At 71.8% G+C, this 25,092-nt stretch carries 24 protein-coding genes; 11 read left to right on the top strand and 13 right to left on the bottom strand.

Features of this window, described 5'->3' with window-relative positions; genetic code table 11:
* Positions 1-6: 6 nt before the first annotated feature.
* Complete coding sequence (ruvX, locus tag FHS87_RS09200) at positions 7-498, top strand: Holliday junction resolvase RuvX (RefSeq protein ID WP_184516708.1); 492 nt, start codon at positions 7-9, stop codon at positions 496-498.
* On the opposite strand, the gene FHS87_RS09195 is transcribed toward ruvX, so the two are convergent.
* Positions 474-938, bottom strand: a complete 465-nt coding sequence (locus FHS87_RS09195; RefSeq protein ID WP_184516705.1) for a GNAT family N-acetyltransferase — start codon at positions 936-938, stop codon at positions 474-476. The two genes, ruvX and FHS87_RS09195, sit on opposite strands and share 25 nt — an antisense overlap.
* Before the next feature lie 83 nt (positions 939-1,021).
* Between FHS87_RS09195 and FHS87_RS09190 the strand changes: the two genes are divergently transcribed.
* The 8 genes from FHS87_RS09190 to rpmG all read left to right on the top strand — a co-directional run bounded on the left by FHS87_RS09190 (position 1,022) and on the right by rpmG (position 11,798).
* Positions 1,022-1,963 carry an aspartate carbamoyltransferase catalytic subunit gene (locus FHS87_RS09190; protein ID WP_184516702.1) on the top strand — a complete coding sequence of 314 codons (942 nt, stop codon included), beginning with the start codon at positions 1,022-1,024 and terminating at the stop codon, positions 1,961-1,963.
* Positions 1,960-3,228 (top strand): dihydroorotase, encoded by a 1,269-nt coding sequence (locus FHS87_RS09185; RefSeq protein WP_184516700.1) that lies wholly within the window; start codon positions 1,960-1,962, stop codon positions 3,226-3,228. The genes FHS87_RS09190 and FHS87_RS09185 overlap by 4 nt, the downstream gene beginning before the upstream one ends.
* On the top strand, positions 3,225-3,809 hold the full coding sequence (gene plsY, locus FHS87_RS09180; protein ID WP_184516698.1) for a glycerol-3-phosphate 1-O-acyltransferase PlsY: 585 nt from the start codon (positions 3,225-3,227) through the stop codon (positions 3,807-3,809). Before FHS87_RS09185 ends, plsY begins: the two co-directional genes overlap by 4 nt.
* Positions 3,806-4,936, top strand: a complete 1,131-nt coding sequence (gene dprA / locus FHS87_RS09175) for a DNA-processing protein DprA (protein ID WP_184516696.1) — start codon at positions 3,806-3,808, stop codon at positions 4,934-4,936. Before plsY ends, dprA begins: the two co-directional genes overlap by 4 nt.
* A gap of 7 nt (positions 4,937-4,943) precedes the next feature.
* Positions 4,944-7,718, top strand: a complete 2,775-nt coding sequence (topA, locus tag FHS87_RS09170; RefSeq protein WP_184516694.1) for a type I DNA topoisomerase — start codon at positions 4,944-4,946, stop codon at positions 7,716-7,718.
* Positions 7,719-7,794: 76 nt separating this feature from the next.
* Positions 7,795-10,038 carry a ribonuclease R gene (gene rnr, locus FHS87_RS09165; protein WP_376766430.1) on the top strand — a complete coding sequence of 748 codons (2,244 nt, stop codon included), beginning with the start codon at positions 7,795-7,797 and terminating at the stop codon, positions 10,036-10,038.
* A gap of 77 nt (positions 10,039-10,115) precedes the next feature.
* On the top strand, positions 10,116-11,531 hold the full coding sequence (locus FHS87_RS09160; protein WP_184516692.1) for a S41 family peptidase: 1,416 nt from the start codon (positions 10,116-10,118) through the stop codon (positions 11,529-11,531).
* 99 nt (positions 11,532-11,630) lie between these two features.
* Positions 11,631-11,798: a 50S ribosomal protein L33 gene (gene rpmG / locus FHS87_RS09155; protein ID WP_073134866.1), complete on the top strand. Its 168-nt coding sequence runs from the start codon at positions 11,631-11,633 to the stop codon at positions 11,796-11,798.
* Positions 11,799-11,879: 81 nt separating this feature from the next.
* On the opposite strand, the gene FHS87_RS09150 is transcribed toward rpmG, so the two are convergent.
* Entirely contained in the window at positions 11,880-12,941 is a 1,062-nt protein-coding gene (locus tag FHS87_RS09150; protein WP_184516688.1) for an alcohol dehydrogenase, read from the bottom strand.
* A gap of 123 nt (positions 12,942-13,064) precedes the next feature.
* Between FHS87_RS09150 and FHS87_RS09145 the strand changes: the two genes are divergently transcribed.
* Positions 13,065-14,180 carry a TRAP transporter substrate-binding protein gene (locus FHS87_RS09145; RefSeq protein ID WP_184516685.1) on the top strand — a complete coding sequence of 372 codons (1,116 nt, stop codon included), beginning with the start codon at positions 13,065-13,067 and terminating at the stop codon, positions 14,178-14,180.
* Positions 14,181-14,216: 36 nt separating this feature from the next.
* Here the strand turns inward: FHS87_RS09145 and FHS87_RS09140 are convergent, their stop codons facing one another.
* The 8 genes from FHS87_RS09140 to FHS87_RS09110 are packed head-to-tail and all read right to left on the bottom strand — an operon-like array spanning position 14,217 to position 20,992.
* Entirely contained in the window at positions 14,217-15,287 is a 1,071-nt protein-coding gene (locus tag FHS87_RS09140) for a toxic anion resistance protein (RefSeq protein WP_184516683.1), read from the bottom strand.
* The gene (locus FHS87_RS09135) at positions 15,284-15,991 is read right to left on the bottom strand and encodes a hypothetical protein (RefSeq protein ID WP_184516680.1); all 708 of its coding nucleotides are present in this window, start codon (positions 15,989-15,991) and stop codon (positions 15,284-15,286) included. The genes FHS87_RS09140 and FHS87_RS09135 overlap by 4 nt, the downstream gene beginning before the upstream one ends.
* 59 nt (positions 15,992-16,050) lie before the next feature.
* On the bottom strand, positions 16,051-16,173 hold the full coding sequence (locus FHS87_RS24205; RefSeq protein ID WP_281394338.1) for a hypothetical protein: 123 nt from the start codon (positions 16,171-16,173) through the stop codon (positions 16,051-16,053).
* 51 nt (positions 16,174-16,224) lie between these two features.
* Positions 16,225-17,247, bottom strand: coding sequence for a branched-chain amino acid ABC transporter permease (locus FHS87_RS09130; RefSeq protein WP_184516677.1), 1,023 nt, complete (start codon positions 17,245-17,247; stop codon positions 16,225-16,227).
* A 3-nt stretch (positions 17,248-17,250) separates the two neighbouring features.
* Positions 17,251-18,138 (bottom strand): branched-chain amino acid ABC transporter permease, encoded by an 888-nt coding sequence (locus FHS87_RS09125; protein WP_456306609.1) that lies wholly within the window; start codon positions 18,136-18,138, stop codon positions 17,251-17,253.
* Positions 18,139-18,189: 51 nt separating this feature from the next.
* Positions 18,190-19,428: an ABC transporter substrate-binding protein gene (locus tag FHS87_RS09120; RefSeq protein ID WP_184516674.1), complete on the bottom strand. Its 1,239-nt coding sequence runs from the start codon at positions 19,426-19,428 to the stop codon at positions 18,190-18,192.
* Positions 19,429-19,479: 51 nt separating this feature from the next.
* On the bottom strand, positions 19,480-20,217 hold the full coding sequence (locus tag FHS87_RS09115) for an ABC transporter ATP-binding protein (protein WP_184516671.1): 738 nt from the start codon (positions 20,215-20,217) through the stop codon (positions 19,480-19,482).
* Complete coding sequence (locus tag FHS87_RS09110) at positions 20,210-20,992, bottom strand: ABC transporter ATP-binding protein (protein ID WP_184516668.1); 783 nt, start codon at positions 20,990-20,992, stop codon at positions 20,210-20,212. The genes FHS87_RS09115 and FHS87_RS09110 overlap by 8 nt, the downstream gene beginning before the upstream one ends.
* 672 nt (positions 20,993-21,664) lie before the next feature.
* On the opposite strand from FHS87_RS09110, the gene FHS87_RS09105 reads away from it, so the two are divergent.
* Positions 21,665-22,438 carry a GNAT family N-acetyltransferase gene (locus FHS87_RS09105; RefSeq protein ID WP_184516666.1) on the top strand — a complete coding sequence of 258 codons (774 nt, stop codon included), beginning with the start codon at positions 21,665-21,667 and terminating at the stop codon, positions 22,436-22,438.
* 270 nt (positions 22,439-22,708) lie between these two features.
* Here the strand turns inward: FHS87_RS09105 and FHS87_RS09100 are convergent, their stop codons facing one another.
* The 3 genes from FHS87_RS09100 to FHS87_RS09090 form a co-directional block, all read right to left on the bottom strand.
* The gene (locus FHS87_RS09100) at positions 22,709-23,074 is read right to left on the bottom strand and encodes a hypothetical protein (RefSeq protein WP_184516663.1); all 366 of its coding nucleotides are present in this window, start codon (positions 23,072-23,074) and stop codon (positions 22,709-22,711) included.
* A 238-nt stretch (positions 23,075-23,312) separates the two neighbouring features.
* Positions 23,313-24,266, bottom strand: a complete 954-nt coding sequence (locus FHS87_RS09095; RefSeq protein WP_184516660.1) for a sterol desaturase family protein — start codon at positions 24,264-24,266, stop codon at positions 23,313-23,315.
* Positions 24,266-25,090: a polysaccharide deacetylase family protein gene (locus FHS87_RS09090; protein WP_312861940.1), complete on the bottom strand. Its 825-nt coding sequence runs from the start codon at positions 25,088-25,090 to the stop codon at positions 24,266-24,268. Before FHS87_RS09090 ends, FHS87_RS09095 begins: the two co-directional genes overlap by 1 nt.
* Between the last annotated feature and the right edge of the window lie 2 nt (positions 25,091-25,092).

The raw sequence follows: 25,092 nt of genomic DNA, 5'->3' as shown, positions 1-25,092 counted from the left end.
GAGACCATGCCCGCCACCCCCCTCCCCGCCCTCCGCGCCGCCCTGCCCCGCCACGCCCGGCTGATCGGGCTGGACCCCGGCAGCAGGATCATCGGGATCGCCCTGTCGGACGTCCTCCTGATGCTCGCCTCCCCCTATGCCGCCCTGCCGCGCGGCAAGCTGGCCCCCACGGCCGCCGAGATCCGCCGCATCGCGGAGAAAGAGGGGGCCGGCGGGCTCGTCTGCGGCCTGCCGCTCGGCATGGACGGCTCCTTCGGCCCCGCCGCCCAGGCCGCGAAGGACTGGGCCATGGCGGTCTCGGATGCCACCGGCCTTCCCGTGGCCCTCTGGGACGAGCGCCTCTCCTCCTCCGCGGTGAACCGGATGATGATCGAGGCCGATCTCAGCCGGGCGAAGCGGGCCCGGGCCGTGGACGCCGCCGCCGCCGCCTACATGCTCCAGGGCGCGCTGGACGCGACCCGCCCCGAGGCCGGTCAGCCCGGCGGGCGCTCCATGTAGCGGGCGCCGGGGTCGTAGCGCCGCAGCACCGCGTCGAGCGCGGGATCGGGCACCGTCCCGAAGCCGTGGCGGCGCCAGAAGCCCTCCGTCCCGCCGATGGCGACGAGCGCCAGGGGCAAGGACCCCGCCAGGGCGGCCAGCCGCGCGACCGCGCCCTCCCCCGCCCTGGCGCCCCGGGCCGCCGGCAGGATCGCGAGGTCATGGAGGAGGAGGACCTCGGGCCTGGCCGGCAGCGCGCCGAGGAGGGTGTTCAGCGCCGGCGGCCGGCGGGTCCAGGGATGCGCCAGGGCGTAGCCGGCCGCCTCCCCCCGGACCTCAAGGAGAAGGCAGCCCTCCGGCGAGAGGCGGAGCCGCTCGGCGAAGACCTCGTCCGATTCGGGATGGCCGGGATGAACGGCGGCGGCGATCGCGGAAACGGGCGGCAGGTCGGCCTCCGCCATCGGCCGCCAAGCTCCCGCCTTCCCCCGCAACCCCGCCTCCCCTACACACGCGCTGTCGCGCCACCCCGCTGCCCCGAGGCCCCATGCCCCTCTACCCGCACCGGCACCTCCTCGCGCTGCAGGGGCTGGAGCCGCCTTACATCGCGGAGCTGCTGGACCTCGCCGAATCCTATGCCCTGCTGAACCGGGGCGGGAAGACGCAGCGGGACGTCCTGCGCGGCCGGACGCTGATCAACCTCTTCTTCGAGGACAGCACGCGCACCCGCACCTCCTTCGAGCTGGCCGGCAAGCGACTGGGGGCCGATGTGATCAACATGTCCGTCTCCACCTCCTCCGTGAACAAGGGGGAGACGCTGCTGGACACGGCCTCCACGCTGAACGCGATGAAGACGGACCTGCTGGTGATCCGCCACGCCCAGTCCGGCGCCCCCGCCCTGCTCTCCCAGAAGGTGGACGCCGCCGTGATCAATGCGGGCGACGGCACGCATGAGCACCCGACCCAGGCCCTGCTCGATGCCCTCACCATCCGCCGCCGCAAGGGGACGCTGGAGAACCTGACGGTCGCCATCTGCGGCGACGTGCTGCACAGCCGCGTGGCCCGCAGCAACATCCACCTCCTGCTGGCGATGAACTGCCGGGTGCGCATCGTCGGCCCGCCGACCCTCATCCCCTCCGAGGCCGAGGCGCTGGGGGTGGAGGTGTTCCACGACATGAAGGCCGGGCTGCGCGACGCCGACGTGGTGATGATGCTGCGCCTGCAGAAGGAGCGGATGCAGGGCGGGCTCGTCCCCTCCGCCCGCGAGTTCTTCCGCTTCTACGGGCTGGACGCGGCGAAGCTGAAGCACGCCAAGCCCGACGCCATCGTCATGCATCCGGGACCGATGAACCGCGGTGTGGAGATCGACAGTGCCGTCGCCGACGATCCCGCCCGCAGCGTGATCGGGGAGCAGGTGGAGATGGGCGTCGCCGTCCGTATGGCCGTGCTCGACATCCTTTCCCAGAACCAGCGGCGCAACGCCCGATGAGCCTCATCCTCCGGAACGCCCGCCTGGTCTGCCCCGCGACCGGCCGCGACGCCCCCGGCAGCCTCCTGATCCAGGACGGCCGCATCGTTTCCCTGGATGGGACCGGCGCCCCCGAGGGGGCCGAGCTGGTGGATTGCGGCGGCGCGATCCTCGCCCCCGGGCTGATCGACCTCCGCGCCTCGCTCGGCGAGCCCGGCCAGGAGCATCGCGAGACGATCGAATCCGCCGCCGAGGCCGCGGCGGCCGGCGGCATCACCACCCTCTGCGCCCTGCCGGACAGCGACCCCGCGCTGGACGACCCCGCCCTGCTGCAATTCGTCCTCCGCAAGGGAGAGGCGACGGGCAGCCTCACCGTCCTGCCCTATGGCGCCGCCACGCGCGGCTGCGCGGGGAAGGAGATGACCGAGTTCGGCCTGCTCTGCGAGGCCGGGGCCGTCGGCTTCACCGACGGCGCCCGGGCGATCGCCGACGCCCGGATGATGCGCCTCGCCCTCTCCTACGCCCGCGGCTTCGGCCGCTTCGTGGTGCAGCACCCGGAGGAGCCGTCGCTGACCCGCAACGCCTCGGCCACCGAGGGCGAGATGGCGACCCGCATGGGCCTCCCCGCCGCCCCTGCCGCGGCGGAGGCGATGATGGTCGCGCGCGACATCGCCCTCGCCCGCCTCACCCGGGGGCATGTGCACTTCGCCCATGTCTCCACCGGCGCCGCGCTGGACCTCATCCGCGCGGCCAAGGCCGAGGGGCTGCGCGTCACCTGCGACACCGCGCCCCCCTATTTCGACCTGAACGAGACGGCGATCGGCGACTTCCGCACCTATGCGAAGCTCTCCCCGCCGCTGCGGCGGGAGGCGGACCGGCTGGCCGTGGTGGAGGGGCTGCGCGACGGCACGATCGACGCCATCGCCTCCGACCATCAGCCCCGGGACGCGGACGACAAGCGCGTCCCCTTCGCCCAGGCCGAGGCGGGCGGCGCGGGGCTGGCCACGCTGCTCGGCGTGACCCTCGCCCGCTTCCATGGCGGGGACCTCGGCCTGATGCGGGCGCTCGAACTGCTGACCTCCGCCCCGGCGAAGCTGCTCGGCCTGGAGGCCGGGCGCCTCGCCCCCGGCGCCCCGGCCGACCTCGTGCTCTTCAACCCCGAGCGTGGCTGGAAGGTCGAGGCGGGCAAGCTGCCGGGCAAGGCGCAGAACTCGCCCTTCGACGGGCGGGCGCTGGAGGGGCGCGTGACCGGCACCTGGAAGGCGGGGCGGCGCGTTTTCGGATGAACCTCGTCATCGCGGCCGCCATCGGCCTCCTCCTCGGCTCGATCCCCTTCGGCCTGATCCTCACCCGCGCCGCCGGGCTGGGCGATATCCGCTCCATCGGCTCCGGCAATATCGGCGCGACGAACGTGCTGCGGACCGGGAACAAGAAGCTGGCCGCGGCCACGCTGGCGCTGGACTTCCTCAAGGGCGCCGTCGCGGTGTGGCTCGCCGCCGCCCTCCTCGGCCCGGAGGCGGTGGGGATCGCCGCCATCGCCGCGGTGCTCGGCCACTGCCATCCCCCCTGGCTCGCCTTCCGCGGGGGCAAGGGGGTGGCGACGGCGCTGGGCGTCTTCCTCGCCCTCGCCTGGCCGGTCTTCCTGGCTGCGGCGCTCACCTGGCTGGTCATGGCGAAGCTGGTGAAGATCTCCTCCGCCAGCGCCCTCACGGGGATGGCCGTCGCGGCCATCGCGGCCTTTCTCTGGGGGGGATGGGCGCTCTTCTGGCCGGTGGCGCTCATCGTCGCCTATGTCTTCCTGCGCCACCACGCGAACATCGCCCGGCTGATCGACGGCACCGAGCCCCGGATCGGCCAGGGCAAGTGACCCCCGCCGACTCCCTCGCCCGGCTGCGCCTCGCCCGGAGCGAGGGTGTCGGCCCGCAGGGTTTCCGCCGCGCCCTCCAACAGCACGGCGACGCCGCCCGGGCTCTCCGCGCCCTGGCCGCGAACGATCCCCGGCGCGTCGCCGATGCGGGCGCGGTGGAGCGAGAATTCAGGGCCGTCCTCGGCATGGGCGGCACCTGGCTGCATCTCGGCGCACCGGACTACCCGCCCCTCCTCGCCGCGCTGGACGACGCCCCGCCCGTGCTCGCGGCGCTCGGGGAGATGGGCCTTCTCCGCGGCCGGGGGGTCGCCGTGGTCGGCGCCCGCAACGCCTCCACCGCCGGGCGCCGCCTCGCGGGCGACATGGCGGAGGCCCTGGCCGAGGCGGGGGTGACGGTGACCTCCGGCCTCGCCCGCGGGATCGACACCGCCGCCCATCTCGGCGCCCTCCGCCACCGCCGGACGATCGCCGTCATCCCCGGCGGGCTCGACGTGGCCTACCCGCCGGAGAACCGGGGGCTGCAGTCCCGAATCGCGGAGGAAGGGCTGCTCCTCGCCGAGTCCCCGCTCGGCACCGCCCCGCTTGCCCGGCACTTCCCCCGGCGGAACCGGATCGTCGCCGGCCTCTCCCTCGGCGTGGTGGTGGTGGAGGCGGCGCACCGCTCGGGCACCCTCATCACCGCGCGCCTGGGCGCCGAGGCCGGGCGGGAGATCTATGCTGTCCCCGGCTCCCCGCTCGACCCGCGCTGCGCCGGGTCGAACGACCTGCTCCGCAACGGCGCCCATTTCTGCGAGACGGCGGCGGACGTGCTGGCCACCCTCCCCGCCACGGCCGAGGCCGTGCCCGTTTTTCGCCGTTCCCCTCGCGCGCCCGTGCGGCCGGAGACCAGGCGGCAAGAGGCGGAAATCCCGGACGAGCCACCCCCTTCCGGCGCCCCGGACCTCCTCTCCCTCATCGGCCCGACACCCGTTCCGGTTGACGAGGTGCTTCGCCACTGCCACCTCTCGCCGCCTGAGGCCCGCGCCGCGCTCCTGGAACTGGAGCTGGAGGGGCTCATCGAGGCGCTGCCCGGAAACCGTGTCGTGCGGTCCGGCATTCAGCGAACAGAGAGATTCGGAGGGCTCTAGGCCCCACATGACTGACGTCGTCGTCGTCGAATCGCCCGCCAAGGCGAAGACCATCAACAAGTATCTCGGTTCGGACTACACGGTCCTGGCCTCCTTCGGCCATGTCCGCGACCTCCCGGCCAAGGACGGCTCCGTCCGGCCGGAGGAGGACTTCGCCATGGACTGGTCCTCCGAGGACCGGGGGGAGAAGCAGGTCCGCGAGATCGCCCAGGCGCTGAAGGCCGGGCACGCCAAGCGCCTCTACCTCGCCACCGACCCCGACCGGGAAGGCGAGGCCATCTCCTGGCACGTCCGGCAGATGCTGGAGGGGCGGCGCGCGCTGAAGGGCGTCGAGGTCCACCGCATCACCTTCAACGAGATCACCAAGCGCGCCATCCAGCACGCGATCGAGCATCCCCGCGACCTCGACGTGCCGCTGATCGACGCCTATCTCGCCCGCCGCGCGCTGGACTACCTCGTCGGTTTCACCCTCTCCCCCGTCCTCTGGCGCAAGCTTCCCGGCTCGCGCTCGGCGGGGCGGGTGCAGTCCGTCGCGCTGCGCCTCATCACCGACCGCGAGGCGGAGATCGAGGTCTTCAAGCCGCGCGAGTACTGGAGCGTTGAGGCCGCCTTCCGTACCCCGACGGGCGCCCCCTTCAACGCGCGGCTGACGCATCTGGAAGGCAGGAAGCTCGACGGGTTCGACCTGCCGAACGAGGCCGCGGCCGCGCGCGCCAAGGCGCTGGTCGAGGGCGGCAGCTTCACCGTCTCGGCCGTCGAGAAGAAGCGCACCAAGCGCAACCCGCCGCCGCCCTTCACCACCTCCACCCTCCAGCAGGAGAGCAGCCGCAAGCTCGGCTTCGGGGCCCAGGCCACGATGCGCCTGGCCCAGCAGCTCTATGAGGGCGTGGACATCGGCGGCGAGACGGTCGGCCTTATCACCTACATGCGAACGGACGGCGTCCAGATGGCGCAGGAGGCCATCACCGGCATCCGCGACCATGTGAAGTCGGCCTTCGGCCCGGACTACCTGCCCGCCGCCCCGCGCGAGTACTCCTCCAAGGCGAAGAACGCCCAGGAGGCGCACGAGGCCGTCCGCCCGACGGACGTGACGCGCACCCCGCAGGAGGTGGCGCGCTACCTCAACCCGGACCAGCGGCGCCTCTACGACCTCGTCTGGAAGCGCGCCGTCGCCTCCCAGATGCAGTCGGCCGAGATGGACCAGACGGCGGTGGACATCGACGACGCCGCCGGCAAGGCCCGGCTGCGCGCCACCGGCCAGGTCGTCGCCTTCGACGGCTACCTCAAGCTCTACCGCGAGGGCTCCGACGACCGCCGCGCCGAGGAGACCGGCGACGCTGCCGCCGAGGGCGAGGACGGCCGCACCCTTCCCCCCATGGCGGAGGGCGATGCGCCGAAGCGCGGGGAGGTGACGGCGAGCCAGCACTTCACCCAGCCCCCGCCCCGCTACTCCGAGGCGTCCCTGGTGAAGAAGATGGAGGAGCTGGGCATCGGCCGCCCCTCCACCTACGCCTCCATCCTCCAAACCCTGCAGGACCGCGAATACGTCCGGATCGAGCAGCGGCGCTTCATCCCCGAGGATCGCGGGCGCCTCGTCACCGCCTTCCTCGTCTCGTTCTTCGAGCGCTACGTGGACACGAACTTCACCGCCGCGCTGGAGGAGAAGCTCGACGATATCTCCGGCGGCCGCGCCGAGTGGCGCGAGGTGATGCGCGACTTCTGGAACCACTTCCGGGAGGCCGTGGACGCCACCAAGGACCTCAAGATCAGCGACGTCATCGACGCGCTGGACGAGGATCTCGGCCCCCACTTCTTCCCGGCGAATGAGGGCGGCACCGACCCGCGCCTCTGCCCGAACTGCCATGCCGGCCGGCTCGGCCTGCGCCTCGGGCGCACGGGGGCCTTCATCGGCTGCTCGAACTACCCGGAATGCCGCTACACCCGGCCCCTCGCGGTGCCGAGCGCCGATGGCGAGGATGCGGGGAACGAGGGACCGCGCAGCCTCGGCACCGATCCTGCCACGGGCCAGGAGGTCTCGATGCGCCGCGGGCCCTACGGCCTCTACGTCCAGCTCGGCGAACCCGGCACGGACGAGAAGGGCAAGCCCACCAAGCCCCGCCGCGCCTCCCTCCCCCGCGGCATGGACCCGGAGACGCTGACGCTGGAGCGGGCTGTCGCGCTGCTGAACATGCCCCGCATCATCGGCCTGCATCCCGAGACGGGCGAGGAGATCACCGCCAATCTCGGCCGTTTCGGCCCCTATCTGAAGATGGGCGCCCTCTCGCAGAGCCTCACGCCAGGGGACGACATCCTCTCCGTCGGCATGAACCGCGCGATGGAACTGCTGGCCAATGCGAAGCCCCGCGGCATCACCCTCGGGGTGCATCCGAAGGACGGCGCCGCGGTGGAGGTGAAGCGCGGCCGCTTCGGCCCCTTCGCCCAGCACGGCCAAACCGTCGCCTCCCTGCCGCGCGGGGTGGAGATGGAGAGCTTCACCCTCGACCAGGCCGTCGCGCTGCTGGCCGAGAAGGGGAAGATCCTTCCGGCGAAGAAGGGCGCCGCCCGCAAGGCCCCGGCGCGCAAGGCGGCCAGCGCGAAGGACGACGCGCCGAAGCCCGCGAAGGCGGCGCCGAAGGCCGCCGCGGCCCGGGCCGCGAAGCCGGCGGCCTCGAAACCGGCTGCCGCAAAGCCCGCCGCCGCGAAGAAGGCCCCGGCGAAGAAGCCCGCCGCCAAGGCGAAGGCCGCGGCCAAGCCCGCCTCCCGCGCCAAGGGAACGGGCTGAATTGGCCAGGCGCCCGCCCCCGGGCGGCGCCGGAGGCCGCGAGGGCTCCGGGCGCCTTCCCCGCACGGGGCCGGTGATCCGGCGCCGCGAGCCGGGCACGACCAACCCGCTGCCCAGCCGGGAGGAGCTGCGGGCCTTCCTCCGCACCGCCACCGGCCGGGTGGGCAAGACCGAGATCTCCCGCCACTTCGGCCTCTCGACCGAGCAGCGCCCGGCGCTGCGCGCGCTGATGGCCGCGCTGAAGGAGGAGGGCAGCATCGCCCCCGTCGGCCGCCGCACCATCCGCCACGCCGCCAACCTGCCGGACATGGCGGCGCTGGAGGTCTTCGGCACGGATGCGGATGGCGAGCCCATGGCCCGGCCCATCACCTGGGAGGGGGCGGAGCGGCCGGTCGTCTACATGCGCCCGGAGCGCCCGGGCCAGCCTGCCCTCGCCCCGGGGGACCGGGTGCTGGCCCGCATCACCCGCCTCGGGCCCGGCAAGTATGAGGGGCGCACCTTCAAGCGGATCGGCACGGGATCGCCCTCCCGCATTCTCGGCATCTACACCAACGGGCTGGTCGAGCCCGTGGACCGCCGCGCGCGCTCGGCCTGGGTGATCCCGCCCGGCCAGGAGAACGGCGCGCAGGAGGGCGAGCTGGTCCAGGCCGAGCCGATCCCGGGCGGATCGCGCGAGCGCTACATGGGGCCGAGCCCGGCGCGGATCGTCGAGCGCCTGGGGCCGATGGACGATCCCCGCGCCGTCTCCCGCCTCTGCATCGCCGCCCACCGCATCCCCGACAACTTCCCGGCGGAGGTGGTCGCCGCCGCCGAGCGCGCCGAGGCCGTGCCGCCCGGCACGAGGGACGACCTGCGCGGCATCCCCCTCGTCACGATCGACGGCGAGGACGCCCGCGACTTCGACGACGCCGTCCACGCCGAGCCGGATGAGGATGGCTGGCGCATCCTCGTCGCCATCGCCGACGTGGCCCATTACGTCCGCCCCGACGCCCCGCTGGACCGCGAGGCACGGCTGCGCGGCAACTCCGTCTACTTCCCCGACCGCGTCGTGCCGATGCTGCCGGAGGCGCTGTCCAACGGCTGGTGCAGCCTCAAGCCCGGGGAGGACCGGGGCTGCCTCTATGTCGAGATGCGTTTCGACGCGGCGGGCACGAAGACCGCCCACCGTTTCGGCCGCGGCCTCATGCGCTCCGCCGCCCGCCTCACCTACGAGAAGGTCCAGGCCGCGCGGGACGCCGAGGGGGATGCGGGGCTGGCGGAGGGCCACATCGCCCGGCTCTACGGCGCCTTCGAGGCCCTGCTCGCCGCCCGCCTGCGCCGCGGCACGCTCGACCTCGACATCGCCGAGCGCCGGGTGATCCTCGGCCCCGACGGGAAGGTCCTCTCCGTCGCGCCCCGCCCGCGCCTCGACAGCCACCGGCTGATCGAGGAGTTCATGGTCGCCGCGAATGTCTGCGCGGCCGAGGAGCTGGAGCGGCTGCACCAGCCCTGCATGTACCGCGTCCACGACCGTCCCTCGGACGAGAAGATGGAGACGCTGCGCGGCTTCCTCTCCGGCCTCGGCATCTCCCTGCCGCCGTCCAACCTCGTGAAGCCGCGCGACTTCGCCCACATCCTGGAGCGGATGAAGGACGCGCCCGAATCCCGCCTCGTCAGCGAGACGATCCTGCGCGGCCAGTCCCAGGCGGAGTACAACCCGGAGAATATCGGCCATTTCGGCCTCGCCCTGCCGCGCTACGCCCATTTCACCAGCCCGATCCGCCGCTACGCCGACCTGCTGGTCCACCGCGCCCTCATTCGCGGGCTGAGGCTGGGCGAGGACGGGCTGACCGATGCCGAGGCCGCCGAGCTGCCCGACACGGGCGAGCACATCACCAAAACCGAGCGCCGCGCCGCCCTGGCCGAGCGCGACGCGGTGGACCGCTACCTCGCGGCCTTCATGGCGGACCGGGTGGGCGCGCATTTCGCGGCGCGCGTTTCGGGGGTGACACGCTTCGGCCTCTTCGTGACACTGGAGGAGAACGGCGCCAGCGGAATCGTTCCGATGGCTGCCCTTCCGGACGACCAATGGTTCCACGAGGACGCGGCGATGCGCCTGATCGGCCGCCGCACGGGATTGACCTTCACCCTCGGCCAGGAGGTGGAGGTGCGGCTGGCCGAGGCGGTGCCGCGCACGGGCAGCCTGAGCTTCGGGATGGTGGTGGGCGATCCCCGCGCCGCCGCGCCGCGCAAGCCGGTGCCCCCGCGCGGAAGACAGAAGCTGGCCGGGCGGGGCGGCAAGCCCGGCAGCGAGCGCCAGCGGGAGAAGCGGCCCCGCTAGGGGCGGCCCGGCGCGGCGCGAAGAGGCTGGGCGGTGCCCTGGCCTTCCTCGCCGCCCTGCTCCTCTCCCGCCCCGGCATGGGGCAGGACTTCGGCCCGACGCTCCGCACGGGCTTCGCCGCCATCGCCGAGCGCCACCTGGAGGCGACGGAGCCCCTTCTCGTCGGGCTCTGGGCCCTGCGCGGGCTGGAGGCGATCGACCCCTATCTCTCCGCCGCCCGGCGCGGCCCGGCCCTCGCCCTCGGCTTCTCCGGCCGGCTCGCCGCGGACCGGCTGGCGGGCAACACCCCGCTCTCCGTCGCCGATGCCGTGGCCACCCTCTTCGCGGAGGCGGAGCGCCAGTCCCCCGCCCTTCGCCAGGCGGGGCGGCAGGCGATGATCCAGGCCGCCTTCGAGGAGGTGTTCAACCACCTCGACCCCTATAGCCGCTATCTCGGCGCGGAGGAGGCGCGGCAGGGGCGCGAGCGGCGGCTCGGCGCGGCCGATCTCGGCCTTACCCTCGGCCCCGCGCCGCGCCGCGCTGTGGCCATCGCCGCCGTGGCACCCGGCAGCGCGGCGGAGCGGGCAGGCCTTCGCCCCGGCGATATCGTGGCGGCCGCCGACGGGATCGCCCTCGATGCGGAGCACCTGGACGATGCTCACAGGGCGCTGGAAGGCCCGCCCGGGAGCAGCGTGCTCCTCTCCATCCGGCGCGGGCGGCGGCGGGTCGATCTCCTGCTCACGCGCGGTGCGGCGCCCCTCCTCTCCCTCTCCGCCCGGGTGCGGGACGGGGTGCTCTGGCTCCAGATCCCGATCTTCTCCGCCGCCACGCCGGAGCAGCTCGACCGCGCCCTGACCGACTTCCCCGAGGCGGAGGCGCCGCTCGGCGTGGTGCTGGACCTCCGGGGCAACCGGGGCGGGCTGCTGCAGCAGGCGCTCCGCGTGGCCGATTCCTTCCTGCCGACCGGCACCATCGCCTCGACCGAGGGCCGCCACCCCGCCTCCCTCCGCCGCTTCGAGGCCACGGGGCGCGACCTCGCGGCGGGGCGGCGCCTCGTCGTGCTGGTGGACGGGCGCACGGCCTCCGCGGCCGAGGTGGTGGCGGCCGCCATGGCCGATCTCGGGCGCGGCGTGGTGGTGGGCAGCGCCACCATGGGCAAGGGGCTGATCCAGGTGCTCGTGCCGCTGCCCGACGGGGGGGAGCTGGCCCTTTCCTGGTCCCGCATCCTCGCCCCCCGCGGCTGGCCGCTGCAGATGCTGGGCGTGCTGCCCGCGCTCTGCACGGGCGGGGGGGCGGAGGAGACGGCGCGCAACCTCGCCACGCTCGGCACGGCCGACAGCCCGATGGCGGTTCCCCTCGCCCGCGCCCGTGCGGCCCGCGCGCCCGTGCCCGCGAGCGAGATCGCCGCGCTTCGCGGCGCCTGCCCGCCGGCCGAGGGGCGCGAGGCGGATCTGGCGGCCGCGCGCGCCGTGCTGGAGCGGCCGGAAGCCTATGCGGGGGCGCTCGCGCGGTAAAAGCTTGACGCGGGCGCGTCCGGCGCTAGTTTGCGGCCCCTCCGCGACCCGGCCCTGGCCGGCACTCGCCCCTGTGGAATCGAGTCCCAGAGTCAGAACATGGCCAAGTCCAACACCATCCAGATCCGCCTCGTCAGCTCCGCCGACACCGGCTACTTCTACGTGACCAAGAAGAACACGCGGAATGCCACCGGGAAGATGGAGAAGAAGAAGTACGACCCCGTCGCCCGCAAGCACGTCGTCTTCCGCGAGGCCAAGATCAAGTAATCGCCGCGGGGCGCCCTCGCGCCCCATCCGGACATGGCCGCCCGAGGACCCCAGGGTCCCCGGGCGTTTTGTGTTGGAAGGTCAGGCGGCCTCGGCCCGCAGGACGACGCGGCCCGTCACCTTCCCGTCCCTCAGGCGGCGCAGCACCGCGTCCGCCTCGGACATCGGCTCGGTCGTCACCGGCAGGGCGGCGAGCTTGCCCTCCCTGGCCAGGCCCATCACGGCCTTGAGGTCGTCGAGCGAGCCGACATAGGACCCCTGCAGCGTCAGGGCGCGGATCGCCATGAGCGGCAGGGGCACCGTCATTTCCCCGCCGAAGAGCCCGACCTGGACGAGGGTGCCCCCCTTGCCCAGCGCGTCGAAGGCGAAGCGGGCGGTCGCGCTGCCGTTCACGAGGTCGATCACCGCGAGCGCCGGGCCGCCGCAGGCATCGACGATGGCTTTCGTCACTTCGCCCTCGGCCAGCACCGTGTCGGTGGCGCCGGCGGCCTTCGCGGCCTCCAGCTTGGCCGGGGAGACATCGACCGAGACGATCCGGCGGTGCCCGAGCGCGCGCAGCATGTGGATCGCGTTCAGCCCGAGCCCGCCCGCCCCGACGAGCACGACCGGCCGCTCGGGCGGGATCGGGCCGAGCTTGCGGATGGCCGAGTGAACGGTGATGCCGGAGCAGGCATAGGTGGCCGCCACGGCGGGATCGAGCCCGTCCAGCGGCACGAGGTAGCGCGCATCGGGCACCAGGACGTGCGTCGCGTAGCCGCCGTTGCGGTAGATGCCCAGCGTCCGCGCGGCGTTAGGGCACATGTTGTCCTCCCCCGACGCGCAGCGCTCGCACTTGCCGCAGCCGATCCAGGGGAAGACGACCTTCTCCTCCCCGACCGCCACGCCCACCGCCTCCGGCCCGACCGCCGCGACGCGCCCGGCGATCTCGTGCCCCATGGCCAGCGGCAGCACCACGCCGCGATCCTTGAGCGACAGGGTGCCGCGGCTGCCGAGGTCGTAGCCGCCTTCCCAGATATGCAGGTCGGAATGGCAGACGCCGCAATGCGTCACCTCGATCAGCACTTCCGAGCCCTTCGGCTCCGGCGTCGGCAGGTCCAGGGCCTGCAAGGGCTTGCCCGTCTCAACCACGGCCCAGGCGCGCATCCGTTCCCTCCATTCTCTTCGGTGCGATGGCACACCCGGCGGGCGGCGGGGTCAAGCACGGCTCCCCCTGGCGTGGCGGGCGCGGAAGCGTTACCTCCGCCCGGTCTCTTGGAGGAGAACGTCATGGATCGCCGCGCCCTTCTGGGCCGCGCCGGGGGGGCCGCGACGCTGGCCGCCGGCGCCGCCTCCCTGTCCGCGGGCCTCGCCGCCCCCGCCATCGCGCAGACGGCGCAGCCGACGCTGCGCTGGCGCCTCACCTCCTCCTATCCGCGCTCGCTCGACTGCATCTACGGCGCGGGCGAGGTCTTCTCCCGCGTGGTGTCGGAGCTGACCGACGACCGCTTCCAGATCCGCGTCTTCTCCGCCGGCGAGATCGCGCCCCCGCTCCAGGCGCTGGACGCCGTGCAGTCCGGCAGCGTCGAGTGCTGCCACACCACGAGCTTCCTCTACAGCGGCAAGAACGAGGCGCTCGCCTTCGCCACCGGCCTGCCCTTCGGCCTCAACACGCGCCAGCAGAATGCCTGGATGTACGAGGGCGGCGGCATCGACCTGCTGAACGAGGTGCATCGCAAGTTCAACGTCTACGGCATGCCGCTGGGCGCGACGGGCGCGCAGATGGGCGGCTGGTTCCGCAAGGCGCTCGGCCCGGCCTCCGACCTGAACGGGCTGAAGATGCGGATCGGCGGGCTCGCCGGGCAGGTGCTGTCACGCCTCGGCGGCGTGCCGCAACAGCTCGGCGCGGGCGACCTATACCCCTCGCTGGAGCGCGGCACGATCGACGCGGCCGAGTGGCTCGGCCCCTATGACGACGAGAAGCTCGGCTTCGTGCGCGTCGCGCCCTTCTACCACTACCCCGCCTGGTGGGAGGGCGGGGCCTCGACCTACTTCTACGTCAACCTCGACCAGTGGAACGCCCTGCCCAAGTCCTACCAGGCCGCGATCCGCGCGGGCTGCGCCGAGGCGACGCACTGGATGGTCGCGCGCTACGACATCCGCAACCCGGACAGCCTGCGCCGCCTCGTGGCCCAGGGCGCGAAGCTCACCCCCTTCTCGCGGGAGCTGATGGACACCTGCCTCCGCGCCTGGCTCGACATCGAGAAGGATCTCGTCGCGAAGAATCCGGACTTCGCCAAGGTTCACGAGAGCTGGTCGAAGCACCGCGACGACATGCGGATCTGGCACCGCGTGTCCGAGCTGTCCTTCGACAACTACGTCGCCCAGGCCGGCGCGCGGCGCTGACCGCCGGGACCGGCGCCCGCCATCGCGGGTGCCGGTTCAGCCCCTTGGCTGCGCGGGCGCGCGGGCGGCGGTGAGGGCGCGGCGGATCTCCGCCTCCGCCTCGCCCAGCGCCTTCGTGGCCGCCACGCGCCGCTCCCGGCCTTCCTGGGCGATGCGCAGCGAGTCCTCGATCGTCGCGACGAGTGCTGAATTCGCCTTCTGGACGGATTCCAGGTCCACCACGCCGCGCTCCATCTCCGTCCGCACCTCGGCATTGGCGCGGCGCAGCCCTTCGGCATTGGCGGTGAGCAGCTCGTTCGTCAGGTCCGTCGCGGCGCGCACGGCCTGCCCGGCCTCGCGCATGCGGTGCAGGGCCAGGGCCTGGGCGAGCTGGGTCCGCCAGAGCGGCACGGTGTTGGCGAGCACGGAATGGATGCGGCCCGCCAGCGCCTTGTCGTTCTCCTGGATCAGCCGAATCGAGGGCAGCGCCTGCATGGCGATCTGGCGGGTGAGGCGGAGGTCGTGGACGCGCCTGTCCAGCTCCTCGCGCGCGGCGCGCAGGTCGCGAAGGCGCTGCGGGGCCAGCGGGTCCCGCCCGACCTCGGCCTCCCACTCGGCCGCGGGGATCGCCTCCTTGTCCGTCCGGGCGAGCACGGTCTCGCCGGCCGCGATGTGCTCGGCCAGCGCGTGGAACCACCCGAGCGTGGCCTCGTAGAGCCGCTCCAGCCGCTCCACATCCTCCAGCAACCGGGTGCGGTGGCCGTCCAGCCGGTCCCCGATCGTCTCCACCTGGCTCCGCACGCCCTCATAGCGCTGGAGGATGGCGGTCGTCTCGGCGCCCGCCCGGGTGAACAGCCGCGCGATCAGGCCGGGCTTGTTGTCCAGCTTCGTCACGTCGAAGCCGCGCAGCGTGGTGAGGAGGCGGGAGAGGGAATCGCCCGCCTCGCCCATCGCGTCGTTCCGGGCGGCGCCGAGCATGGAATCGGCCGCCGCGGCCGCGCGGGACTGCGCCTCCTGGCCGAAGCGGGTGATGCTGGTGTGGTCGCCCAGGTCGATCCGCTCGGCGAGCTCGGCCACGCGCTCCGGCGCGGGCTGAAGCCGGTCCTGGCTCACGCGTTCGCCGCTCAAGCGATGCCCTCCCGATGCAGACGGTCCTGCAGGACCTTCACCTGGATTTCCAAAGCTTCGGTTTCCGCCGCGCGGAGATCCTCGGCCGATTGCCGCGCGGCGCGGGCGAGGTCGTCCACCAGCACCGGCAGCGTGCCCGGCGGCGTCGCCCCCTGCGCCAGCCGGACGCCGATGCGCTCCAGCCCGTCCACCCCCACGGAAAGGACCCGGCGCGCCTGGCCCGCGGCATCGGGACGGAGGGCGAGCTCGTCGAGCAGGGCGCGCATCTCCCGGGCAGCGGGCAGGAGGCGCCGGTCCCCTTCCTCCAGGGCCGCGATCCGCGCGCGCATGGGGTCCAGCGTGTCCGGAGCCGGCGCGGGGCGTGGGGCGGGCGGCGGGGCCGCCTCCTTCACCCCGTCATAGAGGAGGCGGGCGCCCGCCCAGGCCATGAGGCCGAGTACGAAGGCGCCGATCCCGCCCGTGCCCCCCGCAAAGCCCGCGGCCAGACCCATGGCGACGCCCAGCAGCACCCCGGCCCGGCGCGCGTCCCCGCGCCTCGCCCGGGCAAGCCGGGACATGGCGAGGCCGACGCCCGCGAAGGCCGCGATGCAGCCCCCGATCAGCTTTCCCTCGCCACTCGCCAGGGCGAGGAAGAAGGCGGGCACGAAGGGCGCCGCGAGGAGGGCGATCGGGACGCCGCGCAGGCCCGTCCACCAGCGCGGCAACCGGTCATGCCCCCGATAGGGGCCTCCGGCAGTTCCCCCTGTAGTCCAACGAGGCGCGCTCAATCGAACAGCCTCACGAGGACGTGGATGAAGGAGAGCAGCCCGGTAAAGCCGACTCCGGCCGAGAGAAGGGCGAGGCCGGCGAGCCGGCGGACGGGGGCAGGGAGGGAAGCGGGGTTCATCGCAGAAGGGAGATCGCCCCGCGATGCCCCCGCTTCAAGCGCCCCCAGCGCCTACAGTTTCACCCTCAGCATCCGGGCGATCTCGCCCACGATGCCCGCGCGGAAGGCGAGCACGCAGAGGACGAAGATGCCGCCCTGGATGATGGTGACCCAGGCGCCGAAGGGGGCGAGGTAGGTCTGCATGGAAACCACCGCCGCCGCGCCGATCACCGGCCCGAACAGGGTGCCCAGGCCGCCGAGCAGGGTCATGAGCACGACCTCGCCGGACATGGACCAGTGGACGTCGGTCAGGGTCGCGATGCCCACCGTGATCGCCTTGGCCCCGCCCGCGACACCCGCGATCCCGGCCGAGAGGACGAAGGCGACCAGCTTGTAGTCGTCCGTCCGGTAGCCGAGCGAGGTGGCGCGCGGCTCGTTCTCCCGGATGGCCGTCAGCACCTGCCCGAAGGGCGAGTGGATGATGCGGTGGATCAGCAGGAAGCCGATGAGGAAGAGGCCCGCGACGAACCAGTACATCGACATGTCCGCCCGGAGGTCGATCACGCCGAAGAGCATGCCGCGCGGGATGGACTGGATGCCGTCCTCGCCATGAGTGAAGGGCGCCTGGAGGCAGAAGAAGTAGACCATCTGGGCCAGCGCCAGGGTGATCATGGCGAAGTAGATGCCGGCCCGCCGGATCGCGATCCAGCCGAAGACGAGGCCGAACAGCGCCCCCACGACACCCCCGAGCAGGATGGAAACCTCAGGCGTCAGCCCCCAGACCTTCGCCGCATGGGCCGCGATGTAGCTCCCCATGCCGAAATAGGCGGCATGGCCGAAGGAGAGCAGGCCGACATAGCCTATCAGCAGGTTGAAGGCGCAGGCGAAGAGGGCGAAGCAGAGCAGCTTCATCAGGAACTGCGGGTAGAGGAAGAAGGGGCAGGCGATCAGCGCCGCGATCAGCAGCAGCAGCGCGACCGCCTGGGCCCGGGTGAAGCCGAAGACGCCCGGCGCCGCGGGCGGCATGGCCGCCGGCGCCCCGCCTTGGGAGGCGCCCGGCGACAGGTCGGGGGAGAGGGTGGTGGCGGAAGCCATGGGTCAGGCCCTTCCGAACAGGCCGGCGGGGCGTGCGAGCAGCACGATCGCCATGATGACGAAGATCACGGTGGCCGAGGCCTCGGGGTAGACCACGCGCGTCAGCCCCTCGACCAGCCCGAGCCCGAAGCCCGTGATCACGGAGCCCAGGATCGAGCCCATGCCGCCGATCACCACCACCGCGAAGACGACGATGATGAAGTTCGAGCCCATGCCCGGGTTCACCGAGTAGATCGGCGCGGCCAGCACCCCGGCCAGCGCGGCCAGCGCCACGCCCGCGGCATAGGTGAGCGTGACCATCCGCGGCACGTTCACGCCGAAGGCCTGGACCAGGGGCGCGTTCTCGGTCGCCGCGCGTAGATAGGCGCCGAGTCGCGTCTTCTCGATCACCAGCCAGGTGGCGATGCAGACGGCAAAGGCCGCGACGACGACCCAGAGGCGGTATTTCGGCATGAGCATGAAGCCGAGATCGACGGGCGCGCCGCTCAGCGCCGCGGGCGGCGCATAGGGCAGGCCGGAGGCGCCGAAGCCGTTGCGGAACAACCCTTCGATGATCAGCGCCAGGCCGAAGGTCAGCAGCAGCCCGTAGAGGTGGTCCAGCTTGTAGAGCCGGGAGATCATCGTTTTCTCGAGGACCACGCCAAAGGCGCCCACGATGAGCGGCGAGAGGATGAGCGCCCCCCAATAGGGGATGCCGGCCCAGTTGAGCAGCATCCAGGCGACGAAGGCGCCCATCATGAACTGCGCGCCATGGGCGAAGTTGATGACGTTCAGCATGCCGAAGATCACGGCGAGGCCGAGCGAGAGGAGCGCGTAGAAGGCGCCGTTCACCAGGCCGAGCGCGATCTGCGGCGCCGACATCTCCAACTGAAAGAGGATTTCCTCGAGCAAAGGCGTGTTACCCGTCATGGGCGGGGGGCGCGCGGCCCCCCGCGTTTCGGATCAGGTACGGACGAGGGAGCAGCCGCCCTCGGCCATGGGCCGGAACGCCTCCTCCGCCGGCACGGTGCGGACGAGCTTGTAGTAGTCCCACGGCCCCTTGCTCTCGCCCGGCGCCTTCACCTCGAAGAGATAGGAGGGGTGCAGCTTCCGGCCGTCCTGGCGGATGGAGCCGGGGCCGAAGGCGTCGTCATCCGTCGGCATGGCCTTCATCCGCACCACGGTTTCCGCACCGCTCGCCTTGGCCTGGGCGACGCCCATGTCGGCCGCGGCCTTGAGGTAGTGCAGCGCCGCGCTGTAGCAGCCCGCCTGCCACATGGTCGGCATGGCGCCGTTCAGCTGCCCCTTGATCTTGTTGGCCAGGTTGCGCGTACGGTCGTTCAGGTCCCAGTAGTAGGTCTCGGACAGGACGAGGCCCTGGGCGGTGTTGAGGCCGAGGCTGTGCACGTCGCTGATGATCATCAGCAGCACGGCGAGCTTCTGCCGGCGCGTCAGCCCGAACTCCGCGGCCTGCTTCACGCTGTTGATCGTGTCCACGCCCGCATTGGCCAGGCCGACGACCTTCGCCCGCGACTGCTGCGCCTGCAGGAGGAAGGAGGAGAAGTCCGTCGTCCCCGGGAAGGGGTGGCGCACGGAGCCGAGCACGCGGCCGCCCTGCTTCTGGACGAGGCTGGTGGTGTCGCGCTCCAGCGCGTGGCCGAAAGCATAGTCGGCGGTGATGAAGTACCAGGTGTCGCCGCCCGCCTTCACCATGGCGCCGCCCGTGGAGTTGGCGAGCATCCAGGTGTCGTAGGTCCAGTGGATGGTGTTCGGCGTGCAGGCGGAGCCGGTGAGGTCGGCCGTCGCGCCCGTGGAGTTGAGCATGATCTTGTTCTTCTCGCGCACCACCCCGTGCACCGCGAGGGCGCAGGAGGAGGTGGCGACGTCGATGATCACGTCAACGCCGTCGCGGTCGATCCACTGGCGCGCGATGGTGGAGGCGACGTCGGGCTTGTTCTGGTGGTCGCCCTGCAGCACCTCGACCTGGATGTTCCGCCCGGTAACGCCGCTGTCCTGCACGGCCTGGCGCACGGCGGCGACCGAGCCCGGGCCGCAACCGTCGCGATAGGTGCCGGACATGTCGGTCAGCACGCCGATCTTCAGCGTGTTGTTCGCCTGCGCGCGGGCACTGTTCCAGGGCAGCGCACCGATGGCCGGGAGGGCTGCGGCGCCACCCAGGAGGGTGCGGCGGTCAATGGTCATTCCTTATCGTCTCCCTGTAGTTCTTCTTGGCGGCGGTGCCGACTGGCCCGCCTAGACTCCGAGATACTCGTGCAGCCGTTCCATGCTGCTGGCCATCTCGTGGTTTGCCACGCTGTCCACCACGCGCCCGTGCTCCATCACGTAGTGACGGTCCGCGACGGTCTGGGCGAAGCGGAAGTTCTGCTCCACCAGCAGCACGGTGAAGCCGCGCGACTTGATCTCCCGGATCATGGCGCCGATCTGCTGCACGATGACGGGGGCCAGCCCCTCGGTCGGCTCGTCGAGCAGCAGCAACGGCGCGCCGGTGCGCAGGATTCGCGCGATGGCGAGCATCTGCTGCTCGCCGCCCGAGAGCTTTGTCCCCTGGCTGCGCGCCCGCTCCTTCAGGTTGGGGAAGAGGCTGTGGATGGTCGGCACGTCCAGCCCGCCGTCCCGCACCTTGGGCGGCAGCATCAGGTTCTCCGTCACGTCGAGGCTGGCGAAGATGCCGCGCTCCTCCGGGCAGTAGCCGATGCCGGCGCGGCCGATGCCATCGGGGGACATACGGATGGTCTCGCGCCCCTCGAAGACGACCGAGCCCGTGCGGCGCCCGGTCAGGCCCATGATGGCGCGCAGCGTGCTCGTCTTGCCCGCGCCGTTGCGGCCGAGCAGCGTGACGACCTCGCCCTTGCGGATGTCGATGTTCACGCCGTGCAGCACGTGGCTCTCGCCGTACCAGGCATTGAGGTCGCGCACGGCGAGCATGGCATCCGTCACGGTCTCCGCGCGGGGCGGCAGGGCGTCAGGCATGGACCACCTCGGCTGCACCGGAAACGGAGGGATCGCTGCCGAGATAGGCCGCGATCACGTCGGGGTTGCGCGAGACCTCGGCATAGGGCCCCTCGGCCAGCACCTTGCCGCGGGTCAGCACCGTGATGGCGTCGCAGAGCCCCTCCACCACCTTGAGGTTATGCTCGACCATCAGCACGGTCCGGCCCTGGGCGACGCGCCGCACGAGGGCGACGATCCGGTCCACGTCCTCATGCGTCATGCCGGCGGTGGGCTCGTCCAGCAGCATCAGCGTGGGGTCGAGGGCGAGGGTGGTCGCGATCTCGAGCGCCCGCTTCCGGCCATAGGGCAGCGTGCCCGCGGGCGCCGCGGCATAGGTGGTCAGGCCGACATCGGCCAGCAGTTCCATCGCGCGGTCGTCGTAGCGGCGCAGCACCGAATCGCTGCGCCAGAAGTCGTAGCTCCCGCCCCGCTGGCGCTGGAGCGCCACCCGCACGTTCTCCAGCACGGAGAGGTGCGGGAACACGGCGGAGATCTGGAAGGAGCGGACGAGGCCGAGCCGCGCCACCTCGGCCGGCTTCATGCGCGTGATGTCGCGCCCGTCGTAGCGGATCGTCCCGCGCGAGGGCTGCATGAACTTCGTCAGCAGGTTGAAGCAGGTCGTCTTCCCCGCCCCGTTCGGCCCGATCAGCCCGTGGATCGTGCCGCGCCGGATGCGCAGGTCCACGCCGGAAACCGCGACGAAGCCGCGGAACTCCTTCGTCAGGCCTTCTGTCTCAAGGATGTGATCCTGCACCCAGTCCGTCCCATTTCCCTAGACGCCGTCTTCGCGGCTGCCCGGGAAACATGGCCGGGTGGCACAAGGGACGCAAGCGGATTGCTGTTCTGACACGAAAGCATGAGCCCTCGGCCGCCTGGAAGCGATGAATTCGGGGCTGAAGCGGACCGTTTGCGGCGAATCGTTCCGGTATGGCATGACCGGCCCTGCTGATTCGCGACCCGCTGCACCAAGGGAAGGACGGCAGCCCGTCGTTTCCCGCAGCGATACCTTCCTCAATTAGCTTTCCCCGCCTCGCCCACCGACACATCGGCGTGATCGATCAGCTTATCGATACAGGCACGCTGCTCCTGCGATTAGTCTCGGTGTATTGCCGGTCCGCGATGCTGGAGCACTATTTTGTCCGCAATCTCCCCATCTGATCGCATCGGACTTGGCCGCGGTCCAGGCGCCTTCGACAAGCGGGCAACAGAAACGTCTTCGGAACTTTCGCCTCTCGGGCCCAAGCTCCGAGAGGCCCCGCCGATCGGCCACGATCCTCTTGCCCCCACGATCTTCCATGAACCCTGGTGGCTGAGCGCCATGGCCGGCCCCCGGTACGAGGAGGTCACTGTCTCGGCAGACGGGCGCGTGATCGGACGGCTCCCCTTCATCGTCCGGAGCCGCCCCGGCGGACGGCGTTCGTGCGAGATGCCGCCGCTCACGCATTTTCTCGGGCCGGCCGTGGACGAGGGCGGGGGCAGTGCTCCGAACCGCGCGCTGAAGCGGGCGCAGATCATCCGCGAGTTGCTGGAGCAGCTGCCGCCCGTCGGCGCCTTCCGGCAGCGCATGCACCGCGGCATCCAGGAGACCATGGTCTTCCAGGAGAACGGGTTCCAATCCCTGGCCGACTTCACCTTCGAGATCGCCCCCGCCGAGGAGGGCGTGATCTGGAAGGGTATGCGCGACAAGACGCGCAACATGATCCGGCGCGCCAGGGAGCGCTACACCGTCACCAATCTCGACGATCCCGAGGTCTTCGCCGACTTCTACCAGCGCAATATCCAGGAGCGGGGCGAGGAGTTCTACTACTGCACCCCCGACATCACCCGCCTCTGCTACGAGACGGCCATCCGGAACCAGGGCCGGGTCCTCGTCGCCCGGACCGGGGACGGCGCGCCCGTTGCCGCGATCTTCTATGTCTGGGATGCCCGCAGCGCCTACTACCTGCTGAGCACGCGGGTCCGTGATTCCGACAACAGCGCCGTCAGCCTCCTCCTGTGGGAAGCGATCCGGCACACCACCTCGCTCGGCCTGATCTTCGATTTCGACGGCGTTGCCTCCCATGGAAGCCGCGTCTTCTTCACCGGCTTCGGGGGGGAGATCCGGCCGCGATACGTCATCTCCCGCGAGACGCCCTTCTTCAGGGCATCCACCATCGTGGCGGACAGGATCAAGGCGCTCCGCCGCCGGCTGGGCCGGTAGCGAAGGATCGGGAACCGTCCGCCCGGAAGCCGAATGGCCAGCAAAAAAGAAGGCGGCAACCCGGGGGTCGCCGCCTAAGTCTGGGAGGAAACGCTGAGAAGCTGACCTCACGACATCATCACAAGGTCGTGATCTTTATCGCAGATGGCGAGGGGTCCTCGCAACAACATTCTGCTGAGTAGATCGGTTTCATCAACCCGAGGTTGGAAAAGCGGGATCGTCACCGCCCAGGGCTACCCCGGGCTCAAGACCTGGTGCCCAGGAAAGGCCTCACCCGCCGTAAGCGATCCGGCGCGGCGCCTTCTCGGCCTGCTCGATGGCGGCCAGGGCGTCGGATACCTGATGGAACAGCCCGGCCTCCCGGCCCGAAGGCATGCTCGTCAGGACGACGCCCCGTCCCGTCCGAGAGAGGAGCCATGACAGGGTCCTGTCCTCCTGCGCCACGCCCCCGCTCGAGGGCGTGACGACGCCGAGCCACAGCTCGCCCTCCTCGCCCGCATGGGCCTCCACCCACCAATCGCCCCCCCAGCTGGAGACGAGGCTTGCGGCCCAGGCCGCGGCCCGTGCTCGTTCTTCCCGCGTGATCGTGGGGTGGACAGGGGCGCGGCGCGCGAAGGGCAGGATGATGGCGGACACGGTGAGTTCCCGGGCAACTCTTGTGTGCGGCTCTGGGCAAGAGGCCTTCCCGCACACACGACTCGTCACATCACGGAACCGTGAAGTCAACTGGAAAGCGCATTCCTGCCCTGTAATGAAAGATACTTGTCAGGATTCCTCGGCGGGAGCCCCGCTCCGCACGCCTCGTCCTCACCGCATCATGCCATGGAACCGCGCCGAAGGGGCACGGAAACCTGCACCGGCCGTTCCCTGACCCTCAGGCCGCGCGGGCGCCGCGCAGCGCGCGCCAGAGGCGCCTGGTCCCCTCCACCTGCTGACGCCACCAGCCGCCGCGCACGAGGTCCGCGGATGCCTCGGGATCGCCCGTGCGGGGGAAGACGTCGCGCCGGAAGTCGCCGGTGCGGAAGAGCATGTCCCAGAAGGGGAAGAGCACGGCGAAGTTCCGCCCCTCCTCCCCCGCCGAGAGCACGCCGTGATGCAGCCTGTGGAAGCGGGGTGAGACGAGCAGCCGCTCCCCCACCCGCCCGAAGGAGAGGCGGACATTCGCGTGGGACAGGCTCTCGGCCACGCGCAGGATCACGACGATCAGCGGGAACTGCCCCGGGGGTACCCCGATCAGCAGGGCGAGGCCGCCGAACCAGAGGGCCGCGATCATGTCGTCGATCACGTGATTCCGGTCATCCGTCCAGAAGGTCATCTTCTCCTGGGCGTGATGGATGGAGTGCAGGGCCCACCACCAGGGGATGCTGTGCTGCAGCCGGTGCCGCCAGTACTCGCCGAAATCGAGGATGAGGATGTAGAGCGCGAAGGCCAGCAGCGGCCGGGTCTCCAGCGCGGGGATCAGCGTCTCCAGGTTCGGCGCCACCCAGCCGGCATCGGCGATCCATCCGGCGACCTGCGCCTGCACCCCGGCGAGGATGACGAAGGCCATCAGCGGCAGCAGGCCGAGCCGGGCGAGCAGGGTGTAGGCCACGTCGGTCCAGACGACGCGCCGGTCGTCCCAGCGCTCCACCGGGCGCCAGGCCTCCAGCGGCCGGCAGACGGCGTAGACGACGCTCACCTGCAGCAGCCCGAAGATGAAGAAGTCCATCCAGGAGAAGGCGTCGTCCGCCCATTCCATCATCCCGGCAGCGTAGAGGGCCGGCTGCACGGCGTTCTGGAAGAGCCAGCTCGTGAAGGCGTCGTAGAGACGGATGACCGGATCGAACATCAGCGCCGCCCGTCCGGGGGAAGGGTTTCGAAGCAGAAGCCGCGCTCCTGCAGCCCCGCGATGAGCGGCTCCAGGATTCCCGCGAAGGGCTCCCGCCGGCTGCGGACGCCCCAGTGCATCACCAGCACCTCGCCGTCGCGGATAGCGGCCAGATTCCGCCGGAGCAAGGCCTCGTTGGGATGGGCGGCGGAGTCCAGCTCGTCCCCGAGGAAGCCATTGGCGGTCCAGCCCTGGTGCCTCAGCCCGCAGCGCTCGGCCATGGCCAGCGCCCCCGGCGTGGTCCGCCCCCCCGGCGCGCGCCAGAGCGGCAGCACCACGGCCTCCGGCACCATGGCGCGGAGGGCCTGGATCGGCCGCTCCAGCTCGGCGCAGAGGGCCGCAGTGTCGAGCACCTCCGCCCCCTCCCCCGCGCGGCGGGAGGCGTAGCGGACGCGCCCGGGGCCGGGATCCCCGGTGAAGTACCAGTGGCGCCAGGTATGGCTGGCGAAGACATGCCCCTCCGCCGCGCGGGCACGCCAGAAGGCGGCCCATTCCGGGGAGAGGGTACGATCGCCCCGGAAGCTCGGCTCGTCAGCCAAGAAGAGGGTCGCGCGCACCCCGCGGCGGCGCAGGACGGCGGCGATCTCCTCCGCCTCGCGCGACCAGCCGGTGTCGATGGTGAGGTAGAGCCTGCCCCGGCAGGCCGGGGCGGCTCCCTGGGCGAGGGCCGGCAGCGCCATCAGCGCGGCGAGGCCGCCCAGCACTGCCCGGCGAAGCACCCGCATCGCCGGACGGTGAAGCGCATGCATCGCCGGGCGGCGCAGCGCGAGAAGGGGAGCCGGCACGG

The organism is Muricoccus pecuniae, from assembly GCF_014199205.1.
Taxonomy (GTDB): domain Bacteria; phylum Pseudomonadota; class Alphaproteobacteria; order Acetobacterales; family Acetobacteraceae; genus Roseomonas; species Roseomonas pecuniae.
This window is presented reverse-complemented; position numbering and strand designations above follow the sequence as displayed.